Below are 21,094 nucleotides of genomic sequence, written 5' to 3'. Positions count from 1 at the left end.
CTGCGTATGCCTCGACTGCGCGTCGCCCTCGCCCAGACGAACCCGGTTGTCGGCGACCTGTCGGGCAACGCCCGTCAGGTTCTCGATGCCGCGCACGCCGCGCACGATGCGGGCGCCGACCTGCTCGTCACCGGCGAGATGGCCCTGTCCGGGTACCCCATTGAAGACCTTGCGTCCCGGCCGTCGTTTCTCGCCGCGTCGCGCCGGGCCGTCGACGCGCTGGCGCGCGAACTGGATGCACGCGGGCTCGGCTCGCTCGCTGTCATCGTCGGTCACCCCGACGGTCCGTTCGAGCCGCGCGCCATCGGAAGCTCGAACGCCCCAACGGCGATCGCCCAGAACTGCGCCAGCGTCCTCCAGCACGGCCGCGTCGTGGCGCGCTACGCCAAGCACCACCTGCCGAACTACTCCGTGTTCGACGAATACCGCGTGTTCATTCCCGGCGACGAGCTGCTCGTCGTCCGCATCGGCGGGGTGGTCGACGCCGCCGTCATCGTCTGCGAAGACCTCTGGCGCGACGGCGGCCCCGTGGGGCGGGTCCTCGAGTCGGACGCGGGGCTTCTGCTCGTGCTGAACGCGTCCCCCTTCGAACGCGACAAAGACGAGGTTAGATTGCCGCTCGTCACGCGGCGAGCCACCGAGACCGACACGGTGGTCGCGTACGTGAACATCGTCGGGGGGCAGGACGATCTTGTGTTCGACGGTGACAGCGTCGTGGTTGACGGCAACGGCACGATCCTCGCCCGCGCGCCGCAGTTCGACGAGCACCTCCTGATCGTCGACCTGAACGCCCAGGCAGCCGGCGACCACCCGGCCCCGCAGGGCGTGCACCGTGTCGAACTGGCGGCGAACGACCGCCCTGACCGCTCCCCCGCCCCGAGCGACATCACCGCGCTCCCCGACGATCGCGAGCAGTTGTGGAACGCGCTCGTGACGGGCCTGCGCGACTACGTCGAGAAGAACCGCTTCCGCTCCGTCGTGCTCGGGCTGTCGGGCGGTATCGACTCGGCGGTCTGCGCCGCGATTGCCGTCGACGCGCTCGGCCCCGAGCGTGTGCACGGCGTGTCCATGCCGAGCAAGTACTCGAGCGACCACTCGCGCAGCGACGCCGACCTGCTCGCCGCAGCCACGGGCATCCACTACACGGTCGAGCCGATCGCCGACCTCGTGCACCCGGTCGAGACCCAGCTGGCGCTCGACGGGGTGGCCGCCGAAAACCTGCAGGCGCGCATCCGCGGGCTCATCCTCATGGGGCTGTCGAACATGCACGGCCACCTGGTGCTGACGACCGGCAACAAGACCGAGCTCGCGGTGGGCTACTCGACCATCTACGGAGACTCGGTGGGCGGTTTCGCCCCCATCAAGGACGTGCCCAAGCTGCTCGTGTGGGAGCTCGCGCGGTGGCGGAATGAGCACGCGCGGGCGCGCGGCGAGACGCCTCCGATTCCCGTCGGGTCCATCGAGAAGCCGCCGAGCGCTGAGTTGCGCCCCGACCAGACCGACCAAGACTCGCTGCCGCCGTACGAACTGCTCGACGCGATCCTCGAGCACTACATCTCCGAACTGCTCGGCAAGGACGACATCGTCGCCCTCGGCTACGACCGTGAAACGGTGGAGTTCGTCACCGGTCTCGTCGACCGCGCCGAGTGGAAGCGCCGCCAGGGCGCGATCGGGCCGAAGATCTCGGCGATTGCGTTCGGCCGCGACCGGCGCCTGCCGATTACGTACAGGCCCACCGACTAGCACCGCGGTGCCGCGAGTAGGCTCGCTGCATGGCCGAAGCACCGAAGCGCGTCCGCACCCGCCACTTCGCTCGAGCGAAGGAGGAGGGCATCACCATCACCGGGCTCACGTCGTACGACGTCCTCACGGCCCAGATCTTTGACGAGGCGGGTATCGACTTCCTCCTCGTCGGCGACTCGGCCGGCAACACCGTGCTCGGCTACGACACGACACTCCCGGTCACCATTGACGACCTGATTCCCCTCACCCGCGGCGTGGTGCGGGGAGTCAAGCGCGCGCTCGTCGTTGCCGACATGCCGTTCGGCTCGTACGAGACGGGGCCCGACGAGGCCCTGCACACCGCGTTCCGCTTCATGAAGGAAACGGGCGCGCACGCGGTGAAGCTCGAGGGCGGGGTGCGCTCCGCCGAGCAGATTCGCCGCATCGTGTCCGCGGGCATCCCCGTGATGGGGCACGTCGGCTTCACCCCGCAGTCGGAGCACGGGCTCGGGGGCCACGTGATCCAGGGTCGCGGGACCGCAGCCGACCAACTGCTCGCCGACGCGAAAGCCGTTGAAGAGGCCGGGGCGTTCGCGGTCGTGCTCGAGATGGTGCCCGCGGAGGCGGCGGAGCGCGTGACGGCCGAGCTGAGCATCCCGACCATCAGTGTTGGCGCGGGCCCGCACTGCGACGGACAGCTCGTCGTGTGGACCGACTGGGCGGGGCTCACGAGTGGGCGCATCCCGAAGTTCGTGAAGCAGTACGCCAACCTGCGTGACGTGCTGTTCGACGCCGCCGTCGCGTACAAGGCCGACGTCGAATCGGGGGCCTACCCCGACGAGGCACACAGCTACAGCGATGAGACGGCTGAGAAGGCGCACCGCGACCGCGAGTAGCGCGCCACGCGAAGCGCGCGAGTTCAGTCGTCCTCGCGCTCGTCGGCCTCCCAGTCATCGGCGCGCTGCTGCAGCTTCTGCGGGGCTCTCTCTGCTTCCTCGCGGCTGTCGAACGGGCCGTAGCGGTCACTGCCGAGTGACTTCGGACCCTCCTCGACCTCACCGGTTCGATGGTTGTACCACCAGGCCATGTCGTCCCTCCCCCTCAGTCCGGGCGGGCACAACCCCCGCGCTCGGTAGACTCGAGCCTATGCCCCGCGACGATTCTGGCCGCCTGATTCCGGGGCGTATCTCCCCCCTTCGCCCCGTCCCCGCTGCCATCGCACGGCCGCCGTACGTCGGGAAGCCCGCACCCCCCGAGCACGTGGGCGGCGACGCCTACGACGCCGAGACGGTCGAGCGCATCCGAGCCGCCGGCCGCATCGCCGCCGGGGCCGTCGAGGCGGTGGGCGCCGCCATCCGTCCCGGCGTCACGACCGACGAACTGGATCGCATCGCCCACGAGTACGTCACCGACCACGGCGCCTACCCGTCGACCCTCGGCTACCGCGGCTTTCCGAAGTCGTGCTGCACGAGCCTCAACGAGGTCATCTGCCACGGCATCCCCGACGACACGGTCATCGCTGAGGGCGACATCGTGAACGTCGACATCACCGCCTACAAGGACGGCGTGCACGGCGACCTCAACAAGACGTTCCTGGCCGGCGACGTCGCGGACGAGGCGCGGATGCTCGTCGAGCGCACCGAGGAAGCCCTCCGTCGCGGCATCAAGGCCGTCGCCCCCGGCCGCCCCATCAACGTGATCGGCCGAGCAATCGAGGCCTACGCGAAGCGCTTCGGCTACGGCGTCGTGCGCGACTTCACGGGCCACGGGGTGGGCACGTCGTTCCACACCGGCCTCGTGATCCCCCACCACGACGCCGCCCCGCTCTACGACCAGACCATCCAGGAGGGAATGGTGTTCACGATCGAACCCATGCTGACGCTCGGTACGCACGAGTGGGACATGTGGGACGACGACTGGACCGTGACGACGAAAGACAAGCGGTACTCCGCGCAGTTCGAGCACACCCTCGTGGTGACCGAACGCGGAGCCGAGATCCTGACGCTGCCGTAGGCGCGCATCCGAGTCTTCGACGAGAGGCGACAACCAGCATGACGCAGGCGATCGGCATCGACATTGGCGGCACCGGCATCAAGGGGGCGCTCGTCGACCTCGACTCGGGCGAACTCGTCAGTGAGCGCGTCAAGCGCGCGGCGCCAGACGGCGGTCGCCCCACCGACGTCATTGCGACCGTCGCCGAGATCGCCGACGAGCTGGGGGCCGAGTCGCTCGACGCGGTCGGGGTGTGCTTCCCCGCGATCGTGCTCGGCGGACGGACCATGTCGGCCGCGAACGTCTCCGACGAGTGGATCGGCCTCGATGCTGACCAGCTATTCGCCGACGCGCTCGGCCGGGAGATTCACTTCGTCAACGACGCCGATGCTGCCGGCTACGCCGAGGCTCGCTACGGGGCAGCAGCGGGCCAGCGCGGCCTCACGATAGTGACGACGCTCGGCACCGGCATCGGCTCCGCCTTCATCCACGACGGCGTGCTGCTGCCGAACACCGAACTGGGGCACCTTGAACTTGACGGTGCCGATGTCGAGACCTGGGCCGCGAACTCGGTGCGGGAACGCGAGGAGCTGAGCTTCGAGGAGTGGGCGGTGCGCTTGCAGCGCTTCTACGCCCACGTCGAGTTTCTCTTCTCCCCCACGCTGTTCGTCGTCGGTGGCGGGGTGTCGAAGCACCACGAAGAATTCCTGCCGTTGCTTCGGCTGCGCACGCCCATCGTGCCCGCGACGCTGCGCAACAACGCTGGTCTCATGGGCGCCGCGGCCTTGGCATCACGTGTCGGCTAGCGGATTGCCGGACTGGCCGGTGCCCCTGAGACCCCTTCACGGCACGTTTTATCGCGCTGTAGCTCCCGAGCATCACGCAAGCGCGCTCTCCGGTTCGAGGGCCGCAGGACGGTACTCGAGACCCGAGCAAGCGACGTTGTATCTCAGCGCCACCACGCGTGGCGTCGCGGCGGCAATGGCCGCGCACGGGGGCATGAGTAGGAAGATCGTCGTGCCATTCGTGGTGACCGCTGACCAGATCGCTGACCTCCGAGACAGCGACGTCTGGGCCGCACTTCGCGCTGACCCGCGCTGCGCGTCAGCATCGTGGAGAGATGCACTCGACAACGGCGACACACCACCATCGTGGGAGATTCGCGACCGACTTGAGGCGTCGGGAGCGCGCGGACTGATCGACCCGTCACGCACCCAACCCAGCCTCTGGCACCTCGTACTCTTTCGGTGGAATGAGCCGGGCGAGGCGACGGTCAGTTACGCCAACACGTAGTTGACGGCGACGTACCAGATGAAGACGCCCGCGATCACGAGCGCGGACAATACGGAAACGGCCATGATGAGTCGCTGCGTCATCGCAATCCTTTCGACGGGGTGCCTCGCGTCAAGTATGACGGAACGCGGCTGAGGGCGCGGCCCTCGCGGACCGCGCCCTCAGGGGCGGATGCTGCGCGCGCGATCGCGACGCGCATCCAGAAATCAGGTGGTACGGAAGCGGTTCACCAGCGGGCAGTCGAACGGGTTGCGCGCGCTCAGCCCCACCTCGTTCAGGTAGCGGATGACGATGCGATACGACTCGGCGACACCGGCCTCGGTGTACGGAATCTCGAGCTGGTTCGCGTACTCACGCGTGATCTCGCGGGCCTTCGACAGCGCCGGACGCGGCATGTTCGGGAACAGGTGGTGCTCGACCTGGTGGTTGAGCCCGCCGAACAGGGCGGTCGCCCACCAGCCGCCGCGAATGTTGCGCGAGGTGATGATCTGACGGCTCAGGAAGTCGAGCGGGCTATCAGCCGGCAAGATCGGCATGCCCTTGTGGTTGGGGGCGAAGCTCGCCCCCATGTAGACGCCAAAGACGGCCATCTGCACGCCGAGGAAGGCGAAGGCCATGCCGAGCGGCAGGGCCCAGAACAGCACGGCGATGTAGAGGCTGAGGCGCAGCGTGATGAGGGTGAGCTCGAGCGCGCGGCCCTCGATGCGGCCCTTCTGCATGAGCGAACGCACACCCTGCACATGCAGGTTGAGCCCTTCGAGCGTCAGCAGCGGGAAGAACAGGTAGCCCTGCTTGCGCGTGATGAGGGCGAGGAAGCCGGTGTGCTTCTCGGCGTCTTCCGGCGTGAAGACGATCGTGTCGGGCTCGATGTCGGGGTCGGCCCCGCGCTGGTTCGGCTTCGCGTGGTGGCGCGAGTGCTTGTGCATCCACCAGTGGTAGCTGATGCCGACGACGCCGGCGGCGAGGATGCGGCCCACACGGTCATTCGTCTTTCCGGAGGTCCAGATCTGGCGGTGCGCCGCCTCGTGCGTGACGAAGGCGATCTGGGTGAGGATGATGCCGAGGGCTGCCGCGATGAGCAGCTGGAACCAGCTGTCGCCGAGGAGCACGAAACCGGTGATGGCGCCGCCCAGGGCGACGGCGAGGCCGGCGAAGACGGCGTAGTAGAAGCCCGTTCGGCGGCGCAGGAGGCCGGCGTCACGAACCGTGCGCATGAGCGCGGCATAGGTGCTCGTCGGGTGCACATAATCGGCAGGACGAGGCGTTGTCGTACGGATGGGACCAAGAGAGGAAGCAGACATGCGGCCTTCGGGGTCGAATTGCGACTTCCCAGCCGGCGCGGTGCGTGAGCGGATGCTCGGTAGATGATTCGACGCTACGCGGCCCCTCATGCCCAGGTGGGTATATGGCGGGTCTGAGCGGCGTGTCGCGGTCGGAGGCAAGCGGGCCGACCGATACGCCGGGTTCTGTGCCCGGGGCGAGCCCCGGACGACGGCCATCTATCTCGGGGTGGCGTTGCCGACACCCTCTAGCGATCTACCCGGCACCTCGGCGAGCAGCGTCACGGGTGCCTGTCTGATCTAGCTCCGGGCGAGGTTTACCCAGCAGCCCCGATCACTCGGGGCTCTGGTGGTCTCTTACACCACCGTTTCACCCTTACCGGCGGCCGAAGCCGCCGGCGGTCTGCTCTCTGTTGCACTTTCTCGCGGATTGCTCCGGGTGGGTGTTACCCACCGCCCTGCTCTGTGGAGCCCGGACGTTCCTCGGCGGTGCCGTTCCCCGATTACTCGGGGCGCGCATCCGACGCGACCGTCTAGCCGACCCGCTTGCGTATCTAGGCTACCGCCTGGCGGGCGGGATGCGCGGGGCCCGGTCAGCGACGGAACGACGCCCGCGCGTCCATCGCCTGGTTTGCGCAGGCGTCGGCGCGCGTGTTCTTCTCGCGCGGAATCCATTCGAAGCGCACCGGGGTGCCGGTGAGCACGTCGCGCGCCTCCGCGGCGAGCTCCGCCATGGCGGGGTGTTTGATCTTCCAGCGGCCCGTCATCTGCTCGACGACAAGCTTCGAGTCGAGACGCACGGTGAGCTCGGCGGTGGGATCGAGGGCGATGGCGGTGCGGACGCCCTCGATCATTCCCCGATACTCGGCGACGTTGTTGCTGGCGGTTCCGACCCACACTCCCAGCTCGGCGAGTACCTCACCGGTCTGCGGGTCGATGACCACCGCTCCCCCGGCGGCGGGCCCGGGGTTGCCGCGCGAGCCGCCGTCGGCCTCGACGACGAGCTCGCGGGTCACAGGCCCGACTCCGCGGTGCGGACGAGGATCGCGTTCGAGTCGGGGCAGAGGATGACGGCGTCGGGCGCCGCGGCACGGACGCTCGCGAGGTCGTTACCCGTCAGTTCGACGCCGCTTGCGCTGGACACGCGGGCGCGCAGGTGCGAGGCGCCGACGCCGTAGCGTTCGCGCTGCTTCTCATACAGGGCGAGCAGGTCGGCAGGGATGCGGCTGGCGACGTCGGCGCGGTCAGCCGTCTGGTTGTCGCGTTCGCGGGCAAGACCCCCGAGCGCCTCGTCGCGCGCCTCGGTGGCCGCCGCGACAGCCGACTCGTGGGCCTCGAGCGTCGAGCGCGCGTCGGCAACCTCGGCCTCGATCGTCTCAACCTTCTCCATGATGGCCAGTTCAATCTCTTCCAGGTCGGACAGGCGCGTCTTCAGCGAGGCGACCTCGTGCTCGAGCCCCGCAATGTCTTTCACCGACGAGCTCTGCTGGACGAGCCCCTCGTCACGCGCAATGCGCTTCTCGACGAGCGCCACGTCCGACTCGACCCGCGAGAGTTCGAGACGAGCATCCTCGAGCGCATTCTCGCGCTCGGCGAGGCTTTCGCGCACGGACGCAGTGAGCGCCGTGAGTTCGTCCAGACGAGCCTGCTCGGGCAGGGTGCGGGAGCGATGCGCGATTCGCTGCAGGTCGGTATCGATGCGCTGCAGGTCGAGCAGCAGCGCCTGGGCCTCGGGCGGAGCGGTGAGAGCCATGCGGGTGTGCGGGCCTTCCTGGGGTTAGGGGCGGTCAGACGGGGACGGTACCGCACGGTGGACGACGCCGGTCCACGGGTCGGTAGACAGGCGGCTGACGGTGACCGTCACGTCGGGAAAGTCGGCGCGGAGCTCGTCAGCGACCGCGTCGAGCCAGAGCGACTCGCTCGCCCAGTGGGCCGTATCGATGAGAGCGGGCCCACCCGCGACGGCGGCCGACTCGAGCGCCTCGCTCGCAGGGTGGTGCCGAAGATCTGACGTGACGTACGCGTCGGCACCGCGAACGGCCGGGTCAGAAAGCAGCGAGTCGCCCGCCCCGCCACACACTGCGACGCGTGACACCGAGCGCTCGGGGTCGCCAGCGAAGCGAACTCCCCCGACGGTAGGCGGCAGCACGTCGGCGACTCGCTGCGCAAGCGCGCCAAGCGTGAGCGGCGGGTCGAGCTCGCCAACGCGGCCAAGACCGCGTCCGGGCGCCCCCGGCACGATCGGAACGGCATCGACCAGGCCGATCGCGCCGGCGAGCCGCGCGCTCGTGCCCGTCTCGACAACGTCAGCGTTCGTGTGGGCGGCGTACAACGCGCATCCTGATCGGATGAGGCGTGCGATCAGCGCGCCTTTGGCCGTCGATTCCGCGACGGACGTCACGCCGCGCAAGAGCAGCGGGTGGTGGACGAGAAGCAGTTGCGCCCCGAGTGCGACCGCTTCGTCGATCGTCGCGGCGACCGCGTCAACGGCGAGGTGGATGCCCGTGACCGGCTCCTCAGGATCGCCGACGACCAGCCCGGGTGCATCCCACTCTTCGGCACCGTCGAGCGGGAAGCGCCGCTCGAGGACGGCGCACACATCGCGGAGAGTCACGGGCATGCCCGCAAGTCTAGGAGCAGGGGCCCCGCGCGCGGGACGGTCGCTCACGCGGTCGCGCTGGCCTCGACATCGTGCAGACGGCGCAGCCCGGGGAGGCTGATGGCCGCGACGATCGCGCCGAGAAGGAGAGCCAGAATCACGCCCGCATCCGAATTGACCCATGCGCTGTCGGCGGGCAGTGGCAGAAGCGGCCACAGGTAGCCTGTCCAGGCGAGCCACGACGTAGACGCGGTCACAAAGCCCAGACCGAGGGCGGTGGTGACGACGAACCCGGCGAGTGGCACCCACCGAACCGACGGGTAGACACCACCCGGCTGCAGAAGCGAGGGGGCGTGCACGCGCCGACGGCGCAGCAAAGTCTCCGTGCCGACGATGCCAGCCCAGGCCGCGACGGGCACGGCCAAGACGACGAGGGCGTCACGCAGGAGGCCCGCGACTCCCCCGCCGGCGAGGATGAGAGCCACCAGGGCAGCCGCAGCGACCACGGCGGCGATCAGCACGCCCAGCCAGCGCGGTGCCGGCGCGCCCAGCGTGAGGACGGCGAAACCCCCGGAATACAGGCTGAACGCAGCGCCCGCGATGAGGCTCAACGCGACGGCGAGGGCCAGGGGCACCGGGTACCAGAGGGGCAGCAGCCGCGCGAGTGTGTCGACGGGATTGGCGACGAGCCCCTCCAGCACCACAGGGTTCGATGCGGAGAGCGCCGCGCCCCAGCCGATCAGCAGGAATGCGGGGGCCGCGACCCCGAGGCCGGTCCACAGTGCGGCGGCCGTTCCGGAGGCCCCGGGCGCCTGGTAGCGGACCAGGTCGCCTCCGCTGCTCACCCAGGCGAGCCCAATGGCGCTGAGAATCAAGACGGATCCGCCAACGAGCAGCGCCCAGGATCCGTCGGGGATCGACAGGGCGTTGCCGAGATCGACAAGCGGCCCGGTGAGCACGATGAGCCCGACGACAAGGATTCCCGCGAGCGGGGCGATGATGGCCCCGAGTCGGGCGATGAGCCCGAAACCCACGAGAGCGGCGGCGGCGGCGATGAGGAAGCCCACCGCGGCGACGATGACGGTCAGCGTGGGACGGCCCAGCCCGCCGTCCAGTTGCGCCTCGACGAGAACCTCGGCGACACCGATGCCGAGCAGGTACAGCAAGGCGGATGCCCACAGCACGCGCACGAGGACGGCGACTCCGGCAGGAATCGCATTGCCGACGGTGCCGAATGTGGCGCGTGCAACGACGATCGTCGGCTGCCCGCTCCACCGCCCCGTGCGGGTGATGACTCCGAGCAGGAACGACGACAGTGCGACACCGCCGAGGGCGGCGAGCACCGCCTGGCGCAGGCTCGCGCCGTCGGCGATGAGGAGCGCACCGAGAGCCACCGTCACGACCGAGGCGTTGACCGCAAACCACAGCCAGAAGAGCCGCACAGCGCGGCCGGCCCGCAGCGCCGCCGGGGTCGGCTCGAGCGCGCTCTGCTCGAGCGCGAAGGACCGTGGGCCACGAGCGGGCGTGTCGGCCGCGGTCGGAAGGGGCGGATGTTCGGCTGCCGGCGGTGTCTCGGCGGCCGGAGGCTGAGGCGCCGCGGGAGCCGGTGCGGCTACCGGGGTGGCTGCAGGAACGGGCGCCGGTGCGGATGGCGGCGTCTCAGGGGCAGGTTCGAGGCTGGGCGGCGCACTGTCGGACTGCCTGTCGGGCCGTGACTCCTCGTCGAGCGCGGACGTCTCCGCCGGGGCGGAGGGCGACGCCGGCGTGAGCGTGAACGGCGACAGCGCGGGTGGTTCGGAGGTTGCGGGCGTTCCGTCCGTCGCCGTCGCGAGCAGAGCATCCCAGTTGGAGGCCTGCGCGAGCGGGTCGCTCGGCGATTCTGCAATGTCGGGTTCGACGAGCGGCGGCGGCACTGACTCGTCGAGGTCGAGACCGTCCTCCGGCGGGGTCGCCACGGTGCGCTGGGCCATGTCGGGCGGGGGCGCATCCGCGAGCACCGACGACAACTCCCCCGCCGTCAAGGTTGCCGGGTCGATGACCGGAGCGACAACCTGGCCGGGCGCCGTCGGGGCGCTGTCGGCTGAGGGCACGTCGTTCGGAGCGGGCGCGAGCGGCGGCGCGGGCGCGGGTCCGGCAGCCGCCGGCGGCGAGGACGCGGACGCGGACGAAGTCTGTGCGTGCGCGGCCGGCGGAATGACGTCGATCACCCCGGTGTACGCCGAGCGCACCGAGGCGACGATCTCGTCGGCGCTCTCGACGCCGAGGCGACGCACCTGCTCCTCCCACGCGTCGAGTTGCCGCAGCTCCTGCTCGCGCAGGGTGAGTTGCTCCTCGAACAGGTTGATGAGCGCACCCGTGTTGCCCCCGGCGAGATCGGGGTCAAGCACGGCGACGAGGTCGGCGTCGGTAAGGGAGGCGCGCGACGGCGGCGGTGGGATCGACGGGCTGGGCGGAGCTGCCTCGGGTGCGCTCAACCCTGCCAGCGGGTTCTCGGGAGGGGTGACGGGGGTGTTCGGCGCGGAGGCCGCCGGAGCGGGCGGCTCGGGCTGACGCTTCACCGGCACCCAGGCGCGATACTCCGCAGCGATCGCATCGGCAATCGGGTCATCGTCAGGGCTCTGCGCCTGCGGAGGCGTGTAGGTCGAACGACGCGGGCCCGGTGGCGTCACGGAGTCAGCGTCGTCGGGGGCGGACGCGGGACTGTCGACCATGGCCCCGATGTTAGGTGCGCGGGGGCCGCAACCGGGGGCGACGGGCCGGAGAAAGCAGGGTTACGCCGATGAGGATGACCCCGAGGCCACACCAGCCGAGCAGGTCGAGGCGCTCCCCCACGACCGCGACCGCGAGGAGGGTCGCCATGAGGGGCTCGAGCAGCGTGATCACGGTCACGACGGAACTGCGCAGGCGACGCAGCCCTATACCGAAGAGAACGTACGCGAGAAACATCGGACCGAGCGCGAGGTAGGCGATGATCGACACGTTTCCGAGCGACTGCACGAGCGGGGCACCGGTGAAGCCGAGCACCACGGCGAGCGGGATGGCGCCCAGCCCAAAGACGGCGCCCATCGTCGCGCGGCTGCTGTGGCCGCGCGCGATGACCTCGGCGGAGGTGAACGTGTAGAGCGCATACGCGGCCCCCGCGAGCAGGCCGAGCGCGACACCGGCCGGAACGTCGTCGGGGTTCACGGGTGAGTCGCCGCCGTGCCCACCGGCCGCGAGCATGACGACGCCGGTTATCGAGATCGCGGCCGCGAGCATCCATCGGCGAGTCAGCGGTCGTCGCGTGACGCGCCACTCCAACAGGGCAGCAAACAGTGGCCCCGAGCCAAGGGAGACGACGTTTCCGATCGCGACGCCCGCCAGCGACATCGAGCTGTAGAACGCGAGCGGATAGACAACGACGCCGATTGCGCCGACGAGCAGCCAGCGGCGGGCTTGCGGGTCGGCGATCGCCCGAGAGGCGGGCCGAGCGGCGATGGCGAAGAGCAGCGCGCCGCCAATCGCCATGGTGGCCGAGCCGGTCGCGAGCGGGCTGACGTCACGCGAGAGGAACGTCGCGGCCGTGCCGGTGGTGCCCCAGAGCGCCGAGGCGAAGACGACGGCCCAGACGGCAAGAATCACGGCGGCTCCGAGGGGTGACGGCTCGTGGACGACACGAGGGTCGTGCCATCGTATCCGCGCAGGCAACAGTGCGAGACCGAGCGCTGAGCGGGCATGGCCCGCATCCGGACACTCCGATGACGAGGAGCGCGCATGAGCGAGACCGACCTGATCCGTCAGTGGAACACAACCCGGTGGCACATCATCGTGTCGCAGATCGCGCCTACCCTGCTGCTCGCCTTCACCGTCTGGATGCTCGTGGACGGGCTCGCCGAGACGTCGCTCGCCGTCCGCGTGGCCGCCACGGGCATCCTGCTCGCGTCGGGCATTCTCGGTGCCGCCGCACAGTACGCGGCGGCGACCGAGGGGGCGGCGGTCGTTCAGGGATTGCGCGCGGTGGACGCGCCCGGCCCGCTCGCCACGCGCATCATCGCGATGGGCTGGGGCGTGAACGTGGTGCGGTTTGTGACGCCGACCGTGTTCGTCGTCGTATTCATTGCCCTGGTGCTCGCGCTTTTCGCCGGCCTCTAGGTCGAGGTCAGCCGGTGTTCGCGTGACGCCGATACGCATCGACGATGAGCGCACCCCGTAGCTCGGCGAGGCGGTCGATGAGGGCCTCGACGGCCGGGGCGGAGACGCCCGAAACGACCAGGTCGTGCGGGGCCAATGGTCGAAGCGGCTTCTGGCGCAGGCGCACGACCTCCCAGCCCGCCGCCCGCAGCAGTGCATCTTTGCGGTGGTCGGAGCGCTCGCGGCGACCGATGTGTTCGTCGCCCGCGCGACCGACGGTGTCGTACTCGATCGCAACCGCGAGCTCGGGGATGACCACGTCGGGCCACACCTCGCGTTTGCCGTGGAAGGTTTGGGCGGTGGTGATCGCCGTGGCCGAGAGGTCGCAGTCGAGGCGTTCGGCGATGAGCGCGCGCAGCCGCTCCTGTGCGGCGGAGGTTGCGGCCGCGGCGCGGGCCGAGACGAAGGCTATGCCGGGCCGCGGCGGCGTGGCGTCGGGCAGGGGGCGTTGGCGCACCGGGTCTGCGAGAGGGCGTCGTCTGATCGCCGCGGGCTCGGTCATCGGCGGACGCGGGTAACGAGAGGCTCCAGCCGGCGCGGCCGAGGGGGTCGCGCAGACCGGACACCAGTCGCCGCGGGCGCGACGCGCGCCGGGGCGCGCGCGCTGTTCGGCCGGGGTCGCGACGAAGTCGTGGCCGATCGTGCACACCCACACGAGGTAGACATCGGCAGCCGGCGGAATCTGCGACAGCAGCAACTCGGCGTTTCGCTCGGGGCGGTACTGGCCGACGAGCGGCACGAATGGCGCCCACGCGTCGCGAAAGCGCCCCACCGGGTAGGGTTCAGCGAGCCCGGTCGCCCACTGGCGTCGGGCCCACCAGTCGTGGACGGGTCGCGGCACACCGCGAGCGTACGAGCGACATCCGACACGGTTGTGTGATGCCGCGTACCGGGTGGTGGGCCCTGAGGGATTCGAACCCCCGACATCCACGGTGTAAACGTGGCGCTCTAACCAACTGAGCTAAGAGCCCGTGCGGCGCCAGCCTACCGCCCCCGCGTCAACAACTCAGGACTAACGCTCGTCGCCCCACACACACGCCCCGTCAACAACTCAGGACTACCGAGTCAGAGGCTCGCGATCGCCTGGCGGTAGGCCGCCAGATCGCGGGCTTCGCCGGGCGACGTGGCGAACGCGGCGTGCACTAGTCCTGAGTTGTTGACAACCACGGTGGCGCGAGCGGCGAAGCCGCGGTCCTCCACGAAGGCGCCGTACGACCGCGCCACCGCGCCGTGGGGCCAAAAGTCGCTCAGCAGCGGGAAGGTGAACCCCTCCTGGTCGGCGAACTGCCGCAGGGTCGCCGTCGAGTCGACAGAGATGCCCACCACCTGAACGCCAGCGTCGGCGAAAAGCCCGATGTTGTCGCGCAGCTCACAGAGTTCGCCCGTGCACGTGCCGGTGAAGGCAAGCGGAAAGAACACGAGCGCGACCGGGGAAACTCCCCGAAAATCACTGAGGGTTACGGTCGCTCCCCACTGGTCACGCAGGGTGAAATCGGGGGTCGGCGAGCCGATCTCGGGCAGCGCCGGCGTTGTCGCACTCACACAAAGCTCCTTCGCGACAGTGACTAGACTCGGGGGGTTGCCAGCACGCCCCCGTCGCACCCGACGGCGCCGCGCGCCGCAACGCACTCTTTTGTCTACCACCAGGAAGAGGTCAAGGGTGACGGTCAACGACCAGGATCCGTATTCGGTCGAGGCGATGGACGCCGATCCGGAAGAAACCGCCGAGTGGAGCGAGTCGCTGTCGGCACTCGTCGCCGAGCGCGGCCACCAGCGCGGTCGCGAGATCATGCTGAGCCTGCTCAAGCGGTCGAAGGAACTGCACCTCGGTGTTCCGATGGTGCCGACCACCGACTACCTGAACACGATCGCGTCCGAGAACGAGCCTGACTTCCCCGGCGACGAGGAGCTCGAGCGCGAGTACCGACGCTGGATCCGGTGGAATGCCGCCATCACGGTGCACCGCGCGCAGCGCCCCGACATCGCCGTGGGCGGTCACATCTCGACCTACGCCTCCAGCGCCGCGCTGTACGAGGTGGGGCACAACCACTTCTTCAAGGCTGCCGACCACCCCGACGGTGGCGACCAGATCTTCTACCAGGGCCACGCCTCCCCCGGCATGTACGCCCGCTCCTTCCTCGAGGGTCGCCTAGGCCCCGAGCACCTCGACGGCTTCCGCCAGGAGAAGTCGCACGCGGCAGGTGGCCTCTCGAGCTACCCGCACCCGCGCCTCATGCCCGCCTATTGGCAGTTCCCTACGGTGTCGATGGGTCTCGGCCCGATCAACGCGATCTACCAGGCGCAGGCCAACAAGTACCTGACGAACCGCGGCCTGAAGGACGCCGGCGAGAGCCACGTATGGGCCTTCCTCGGCGACGGAGAGATGGACGAGCCCGAGAGTCGCGGCGCGCTGCAGCTTGCCGCGAACGACGGCCTCGACAACCTCACCTTCGTGATCAACTGCAACCTGCAGCGTCTTGACGGCCCGGTGCGCGGCAACGGCAAGATCATCCAAGAGCTCGAAAGCTTCTTCCGTGGTGCCGGATGGAACGTCATCAAGGTCATCTGGGGTCGCGAATGGGATGCTCTGCTCGCCAACGACCACGACAGCGCCTTGCGCGACCTGATGAACGTGACGCCCGACGGCGACTACCAGACGTACAAGGCCGAGTCGGGCGCGTTCATCCGCGAGAACTTCTTCGGACGCGACCCGCGCGCCGCCGCGATGGTGGCCGACATGTCCGACGACGACATCTGGCGCCTGAAGCGTGGCGGGCACGACTACCGCAAGGTGTACGCCGCCTACAAGGCCGCTGTCGAGCACAAGGGTCAGCCGACCGTCATCCTCGCGAAGACGGTGAAGGGTTACGGCCTCGGCCCGAGCTTCGAGGGTCGTAACGCGACCCACCAGATGAAGAAGCTCACACTCGACAACCTGAAGCAGTTCCGTGACGAGATGCGCATCCCCGTCACGGACGCTCAGCTCGACGAGGACCCGTACCGCCCGCCGTACTACCACCCGGGCAACGATCACCCCGCCATTCAGTACATGCACGAGCGTCGCCGTGCGCTCGGCGGCTACCTGCCAGAGCGTCGCTCGAAGTACGTCGACGTGCAGATCCCGGAGGAGAGCGCGTACGGCGTCGTCAAGAAGGGCTCGGGCAAGCAGGGCGTCGCGACGACGATGGCGTTCGCGCGTCTGCTGAAAGATCTGCTGCGCGACAAGAATTTCGGCGACCGCATCGTCCCGATCATTCCGGATGAAGCACGCACCTTCGGCATGGACGCCTACTTCCCGACGTCGAAGATCTACAACCCGAAGGGTCAGCACTACACCTCGGTCGACCGCGAACTGCTGCTCGCCTACAAGGAGAGCCCGCAGGGCCAGATCATTCACACCGGGATCAACGAGGCGGGCGCGTTCGCCGCGTTCACCGCGATCGGAACGAGCTACGCGACGCATCAGCAGCCGCTCATTCCGGTGTACGTGTTCTACTCGATGTTCGGCTTCCAGCGCACGGGCGACGCGATGTGGGCGGCCGCCGACCAAATGGCTCGCGGCTTCATCATCGGCGCCACCGCTGGTCGGACCACGCTGACGGGCGAGGGTCTGCAGCACGCGGATGGACACTCGCCGCTACTCGCGTCGACGAACCCCGCGGTGGTGACGTACGACCCGGCATTCGGCTACGAGATCGGGCACATCGTGCGCGCGGGCCTCGAGCGCATGTACGGCGGCTCGCACCCCGACCCCAACGTCATGTACTACCTCACCGTGTACAACGAGCCGATCGCCCAGCCCGCTGAGCCCGACGACCTCGACGTCGACGGCCTGCTCAAGGGCATCTACTTGCTGAAGAAGAACGACGCCCCCGGCCCCAAGGCGCAGATTCTCGCCTCCGGTGTCAGTGTGCCGTGGGCGCTGGAGGCGCAGCAGCTGCTGGCCGACGACTGGGGCGTCAGCGCCGATGTGTGGAGCGTCACCTCGTGGACGGAGCTCCGCCGCGAGGGCCTCGCCGCCGACGAGCACAATTTCCTGAACCCGACGGCTGAGCAGCGCGTGCCCTACGTGACGCAGAAGCTGCAGGGCTCGGAGGGTCCGTTCGTCGCGGTGAGCGACTTCATGCACGCCGTTCCCGACCAGATCCGCCCGTTTGTGCCCGGCGACTTCGCGACGCTCGGCGCCGACGGCTTCGGGTTCAGCGACACGCGTGCCGCGGCGCGGCGCTTCTTCACGATCGACAGCCCGTCGATCGTGGTGCGCACGCTCCAGCAGCTCGCGCGTCAGGGCGTGGTCGACCCGCAGGCTCCGGCCCGGGCAATCGAGCAGTACCGTCTGCACGACGTGAGCGCCGGCACGACCGGCTCCGCCGGCGGCGACGCATAGACAGCGGGCACGGTGCCCCGTCCCCGAGCGCGGGGCACCGCATCCTTCGTGAGGAGGGGTCTTCATGGCAGCGATGACAAAGGCGCAGACGCTGGCCTGGTTGCGCAACATCTCGGGTGAGTTGGCGACCGAGACGCTGAAGCGGCTCGACGACACCCTGCCCTGGTACGGCGACATGCCACCGAGCCGGCGCAGCGCCGTCGGACTTGTCGCGCAGGCCGGCATCACCTCGTTCATCAGCTGGTACGACGACCCCCGCTCGCAGGCGTGGATCGCCGCCGACGTCTTCGACGCCGCTCCTCGCGAGTTGTTGCGCTCGGTCAGCCTGCAGCAGACGCTGCAACTCATTCGGGTGGTCGTCGAGGTCGTCGAAGAGCGTCTGACGAACGGACCGGCGACCCTGCGGGAAGCGATCCTGCTGTACAGCCGCGAGATCGCGTTCGCCGCCGCGGACGTCTACGCGCGGGCTGCGGAGGCTCGCGGTCTGTGGGATGCCCGACTCGAGGCACTCGTTGTCGACTCGATCCTCTCGGGTGAGTACGACAACGAGTTGCCCAGTCGTATCGCCGCGCTCGGGTGGAACGGCCACGGCGAGGTCTGCGTTCTCGTCGGCACGGCACCGCGCATCGTCGACGTTGATCAGCTACGTCGCACCGCACGCCACGTCGACGCTGACGTGCTGATCGGCGTGCAGGGAAACCGTCTCGTCGTCGTCATCGGCCGGGCTCTGCCTCGCGGCGAGGAGCAGGCCGGCGACCGCAGCTTCACGTTCCCCCAGATCGCGGAGGCGCTCGAGCCCGCGTTCGGGCCGGGCCACCTGGTGCTGGGCCCCGAGGTGCCCGACGTTGTCGACGCCGGCAAGAGCGCGAAAGCCGCGCTCGCCGGGTTCGCGGTCGCGCGGGCGTGGCGCAATGCCCCGCGGCCGGCCCTCGCCGACGACCTGCTGCCCGAACGTGCGCTCGCCGGCGACCCCATCGCGCGCGCGACCCTCATCAGTCGCATCTACCAGCCGCTCAAGCAGCACAACACGGAGCTGCTCGCGACTCTGTGGGCGTACCTCGACAACGGGCGGAGCCTCGAGGCCACCGCGCGGGAGTTGTTTGTGCATCCGAACACTGTCCGCTACCGACTCAAGCGCATCAGCGATGTGATCGGGTGGGATGCAACGGGTCCCCGAGAGGCCACGATTCTGCAGACGGCCCTGATCGTCGGCGCCATCGCCGAACCGGGCGCACCGCGCCGCTGATTGTCGAAACGCACCAACGCTTCCGGCGCGCCCCTGGAGACAACCACCACCGCCCCGACCCCTCACCTTGGGAGGATGGAACTCATGATCATCGTCGTCGCGCCCGGCCAGGGCTCGCAGACCCCCGGATTCCTCGAGCCGTGGCTCGAGGACGCGCAGACCCGCGACCGCCTCGGTGCGCTGGGCGAGTCGATCGGGGTGGACCTCGTCGCCCACGGCACGACGAGCGACGCCGACACGATTCGCGACACCCGGATCGCACAGCCCCTGATCGTCGCGGCGAGCCTACTGAGCGCGAGCTCTCTGCTCACGGGCCGCCGCGATCGCGTGGGAGCGGTCGCCGGGCACTCCGTTGGGGAGTTTGCGGCGGCGGCTATCGCTGGAGTCTTGAGCGATGAAGACGCCCTCTCCCTCGTGGGCGTGCGCGGTGAGGCCATGGCCGCGGCCGCGGCCGAGATACCCACCGGCATGAGCGCTGTCATCGGTGGCGACGCGGATGCACTCACCGAGCGCCTTGAGCAGCTGGGCCTCGTACCGGCGAACGTGAACGGCGGCGGTCAGGTCGTCGTCGCCGGCGAACTGAACAACTTGGAGGCTTTCGCCGCCGACCCGATCCCGGGGGCTCGCGTGATCCCGCTACAGGTCGCGGGCGCGTTCCACACCTCGTACATGGGGTCGGCCGTGGACGCGGTTCGTCGAGCCGCAGAGACCGTCTCGGTGAGTGATCCGAGCATCCGGCTGTACACCAACCGCGATGGCACCGTCGTGACGTCGGGCGCTGAATTCGTCGACCTGCTCGTCGGGCAGATTTCATCGCCGGTGCGCTGGGACCTCTGCATGGAGTCGTTCGCCGCCGACGGCGTGACCGGCATCATCGAATTGCTGCCGGGCGGCGCACTGACGGGCCTCGCGAAGCGCGCCCTGAAGGGCGTTCCGACCGTCGCCATCAAGACGCCCGCCGACCTCGCCGCCGCGATCGACATGCTGGACGCCGCATGAGCGCGGCGCTGACGCCATCGGCGGGCGCGGCCTACACGCGCATCTACGCCCTCGGCGCCGCGCGCGGCGAGCTCGCCGTGACGAACGACGACATTGCGGGGCCGATCGACTCGAGCGACGAATGGATTCGCCAACGCACGGGCGTCATCACCCGCATGCGCGCGGGCGCCGACGTGGAGGCCGTCGACCTGGCCGAGACAGCGGCGCGCGAAGCGATCGAGAAGGCCGGCATCGAGCCCGCTCAGGTCGGGGCGGTCATCGTGTCGACCATCTCAAACACCGTGCAAACGCCGTCACTCGCGGCACTGCTCGCCGAGCGGGTGGGCGCGAATCCCGCCGCGGCGTACGACGTGTCGGCGGCCTGCGCCGGCTACACGTACGGCATCGCCCAGGCCGACGCCCTCGTGCGCGCGGGCCTCGCGCAGTACGTACTGGTCGTCGGCGCCGAGAAGCTCAGCGACTTCGCGAAGCCGACCGACCGCACCATCTCGTTCCTGCTCGGTGACGGGGCGGGCGCGGCGATCGTCGGTCCCGCCGACGAGCCGGGCATCGGCGCGACGGTGTGGGGCTCCGACGGTTCCAAGTGGGATGCGGTCGGCATGGATCGGCCCCTCAAGGACGCGTGGAATGACCCAGACGGCGAGTTCCCGACGTTGCGACAGGAGGGCCAGACGGTCTTCCGCTGGGCGGTGTGGGAGATGGCGAAGGTGGCGCAGAAGGCGCTGGATGCTGCCGGAGTGAGTCCCGAGGACCTGGCCGCGTTCATCCCCCACCAGGCCAATATGCGCATCATCGACGAGTTCGCCAAGCAGCTGAAGCTGCCCGAGCACGTCGTCGTGGCGCGCGACATCGCGACGACCGGCAACACGTCGGCCGCGTCGATTCCCCTCGCCACCCACGCGCTGCTCGCCGAGCACCCCGAACTCAGCGGCGGACTCGCCCTGCAGATCGGATTCGGCGCGGGGCTCGTGTACGGCGCGCAGGTCGTCCGACTGCCCTAAACCCCCGACCAGGGCCGACCCCCGCCCTAGGATGGGGGACGGTCATTCGACACCATCCCCAAGGAGATAACACTCATGGCACTGTCCACCGAAGAGGTCCTCGCCGGCCTGGCCGAACTCATCAACGACGAGACCGGCATCGCCACCGACTCGGTCGCGCTCGACAAGTCGTTTACCGACGACCTCGACATCGACTCGATCTCGATGATGACCATCGTCGTGAACGCCGAAGAGAAGTTCGACGTGAAGATCCCCGACGAAGAGGTCAAGAACCTGACCACCGTCGGCGACGCCGTCACCTTCATCGTGGGCGCTTCCGCGTAGGTGCGCTGCGGCTGACGCCGCATTCGCGTCCGTGCGGCGTCAGCCGTGCCGCACGGACGCATGCCCTCCCCCGATCTCGAC

20 protein-coding genes, 1 tRNA gene and 1 other RNA gene are annotated in these 21,094 nt (G+C 69.3%); 11 read left to right on the top strand and 11 right to left on the bottom strand.

All coding sequences use genetic code 11. The annotated features are described in order from the left end of the window. Positions 1-6 precede the first annotated feature (6 nt). On the top strand, positions 7-1,743 hold the full coding sequence (locus tag EV140_RS01295) for an NAD+ synthase (RefSeq protein ID WP_130280296.1): 1,737 nt from the start codon (positions 7-9) through the stop codon (positions 1,741-1,743). A 29-nt stretch (positions 1,744-1,772) separates the two neighbouring features. Beyond that, complete coding sequence (gene panB / locus EV140_RS01290) at positions 1,773-2,618, top strand: 3-methyl-2-oxobutanoate hydroxymethyltransferase (RefSeq protein ID WP_130280294.1); 846 nt, start codon at positions 1,773-1,775, stop codon at positions 2,616-2,618. A gap of 23 nt (positions 2,619-2,641) precedes the next feature. Here panB and EV140_RS01285 read toward each other — a convergent pair whose 3' ends face one another. Beyond that, the gene (locus EV140_RS01285) at positions 2,642-2,809 is read right to left on the bottom strand and encodes a methionine aminopeptidase (RefSeq protein ID WP_130280292.1); all 168 of its coding nucleotides are present in this window, start codon (positions 2,807-2,809) and stop codon (positions 2,642-2,644) included. Positions 2,810-2,868: 59 nt separating this feature from the next. On the opposite strand from EV140_RS01285, the gene map reads away from it, so the two are divergent. The 3 genes from map to EV140_RS01270 are packed head-to-tail and all read left to right on the top strand — an operon-like array spanning position 2,869 to position 5,007. Beyond that, positions 2,869-3,735, top strand: a complete 867-nt coding sequence (gene map, locus EV140_RS01280; RefSeq protein WP_130280290.1) for a type I methionyl aminopeptidase — start codon at positions 2,869-2,871, stop codon at positions 3,733-3,735. A gap of 38 nt (positions 3,736-3,773) precedes the next feature. Further along, the gene (gene ppgK, locus EV140_RS01275; RefSeq protein ID WP_130280288.1) at positions 3,774-4,520 is read left to right on the top strand and encodes a polyphosphate--glucose phosphotransferase; all 747 of its coding nucleotides are present in this window, start codon (positions 3,774-3,776) and stop codon (positions 4,518-4,520) included. Next, positions 4,510-5,007 carry an RES domain-containing protein gene (locus tag EV140_RS01270; RefSeq protein ID WP_338418528.1) on the top strand — a complete coding sequence of 166 codons (498 nt, stop codon included), beginning with the start codon at positions 4,510-4,512 and terminating at the stop codon, positions 5,005-5,007. The genes ppgK and EV140_RS01270 overlap by 11 nt, the downstream gene beginning before the upstream one ends. A gap of 206 nt (positions 5,008-5,213) precedes the next feature. Here the strand turns inward: EV140_RS01270 and EV140_RS01265 are convergent, their stop codons facing one another. The 7 genes from EV140_RS01265 to EV140_RS13410 all read right to left on the bottom strand — a co-directional run bounded on the left by EV140_RS01265 (position 5,214) and on the right by EV140_RS13410 (position 12,507). Further along, positions 5,214-6,308 (bottom strand): fatty acid desaturase family protein, encoded by a 1,095-nt coding sequence (locus EV140_RS01265; RefSeq protein ID WP_130280284.1) that lies wholly within the window; start codon positions 6,306-6,308, stop codon positions 5,214-5,216. A 138-nt stretch (positions 6,309-6,446) separates the two neighbouring features. Continuing rightward, positions 6,447-6,832, bottom strand: an RNA gene (gene rnpB / locus EV140_RS01260) — RNase P RNA component class A. A gap of 48 nt (positions 6,833-6,880) precedes the next feature. Then, positions 6,881-7,303 (bottom strand): reverse transcriptase-like protein, encoded by a 423-nt coding sequence (locus tag EV140_RS01255; protein ID WP_130280282.1) that lies wholly within the window; start codon positions 7,301-7,303, stop codon positions 6,881-6,883. After that, entirely contained in the window at positions 7,300-8,040 is a 741-nt protein-coding gene (locus EV140_RS01250) for a zinc ribbon domain-containing protein (protein ID WP_130280280.1), read from the bottom strand. The genes EV140_RS01255 and EV140_RS01250 overlap by 4 nt, the downstream gene beginning before the upstream one ends. Positions 8,041-8,064: 24 nt before the next feature. Next, a complete protein-coding gene (locus tag EV140_RS01245) occupies positions 8,065-8,907 on the bottom strand; it encodes a Nif3-like dinuclear metal center hexameric protein (RefSeq protein ID WP_130280278.1) in 843 nt (280 codons plus the stop codon). Between the two features lie 44 nt (positions 8,908-8,951). After that, positions 8,952-11,597 carry a purine-cytosine permease family protein gene (locus EV140_RS01240; RefSeq protein WP_130280276.1) on the bottom strand — a complete coding sequence of 882 codons (2,646 nt, stop codon included), beginning with the start codon at positions 11,595-11,597 and terminating at the stop codon, positions 8,952-8,954. Positions 11,598-11,607: 10 nt separating this feature from the next. Next, complete coding sequence (locus EV140_RS13410) at positions 11,608-12,507, bottom strand: DMT family transporter (protein ID WP_130280274.1); 900 nt, start codon at positions 12,505-12,507, stop codon at positions 11,608-11,610. A gap of 132 nt (positions 12,508-12,639) precedes the next feature. Here EV140_RS13410 and EV140_RS13405 point away from each other — a divergent pair, with 132 nt between their 5' ends. Next, positions 12,640-13,017 carry a hypothetical protein gene (locus tag EV140_RS13405; RefSeq protein WP_130280272.1) on the top strand — a complete coding sequence of 126 codons (378 nt, stop codon included), beginning with the start codon at positions 12,640-12,642 and terminating at the stop codon, positions 13,015-13,017. Positions 13,018-13,024: 7 nt separating this feature from the next. On the opposite strand, the gene EV140_RS01225 is transcribed toward EV140_RS13405, so the two are convergent. The 3 genes from EV140_RS01225 to EV140_RS01215 form a co-directional block, all read right to left on the bottom strand. Continuing rightward, entirely contained in the window at positions 13,025-13,897 is an 873-nt protein-coding gene (locus EV140_RS01225; RefSeq protein ID WP_130280270.1) for a PDDEXK family nuclease, read from the bottom strand. A 53-nt stretch (positions 13,898-13,950) separates the two neighbouring features. After that, positions 13,951-14,027, bottom strand: a tRNA-Val gene (locus EV140_RS01220). A 94-nt stretch (positions 14,028-14,121) separates the two neighbouring features. Then, positions 14,122-14,598 (bottom strand): peroxiredoxin, encoded by a 477-nt coding sequence (locus EV140_RS01215; protein WP_277871079.1) that lies wholly within the window; start codon positions 14,596-14,598, stop codon positions 14,122-14,124. Positions 14,599-14,716: 118 nt separating this feature from the next. Between EV140_RS01215 and aceE the strand changes: the two genes are divergently transcribed. From aceE to EV140_RS01190, 5 genes are all read left to right on the top strand, one after another. Continuing rightward, positions 14,717-17,443, top strand: coding sequence for a pyruvate dehydrogenase (acetyl-transferring), homodimeric type (gene aceE / locus EV140_RS01210; protein ID WP_130280268.1), 2,727 nt, complete (start codon positions 14,717-14,719; stop codon positions 17,441-17,443). A 73-nt stretch (positions 17,444-17,516) separates the two neighbouring features. Next, entirely contained in the window at positions 17,517-18,689 is a 1,173-nt protein-coding gene (locus tag EV140_RS01205; RefSeq protein WP_130281006.1) for a PucR family transcriptional regulator, read from the top strand. Positions 18,690-18,773: 84 nt separating this feature from the next. Then, positions 18,774-19,688: an ACP S-malonyltransferase gene (locus EV140_RS01200; RefSeq protein WP_130280266.1), complete on the top strand. Its 915-nt coding sequence runs from the start codon at positions 18,774-18,776 to the stop codon at positions 19,686-19,688. Next, positions 19,685-20,689 (top strand): beta-ketoacyl-ACP synthase III, encoded by a 1,005-nt coding sequence (locus EV140_RS01195; RefSeq protein WP_130280264.1) that lies wholly within the window; start codon positions 19,685-19,687, stop codon positions 20,687-20,689. Before EV140_RS01200 ends, EV140_RS01195 begins: the two co-directional genes overlap by 4 nt. Before the next feature lie 75 nt (positions 20,690-20,764). Beyond that, complete coding sequence (locus EV140_RS01190; RefSeq protein WP_130280262.1) at positions 20,765-21,013, top strand: acyl carrier protein; 249 nt, start codon at positions 20,765-20,767, stop codon at positions 21,011-21,013. Positions 21,014-21,094: the final 81 nt, after the last annotated feature.

This window comes from Microcella alkaliphila (genome assembly GCF_004216855.1).
GTDB lineage: Bacteria > Actinomycetota > Actinomycetes > Actinomycetales > Microbacteriaceae > Microcella > Microcella alkaliphila.
This window is presented reverse-complemented; position numbering and strand designations above follow the sequence as displayed.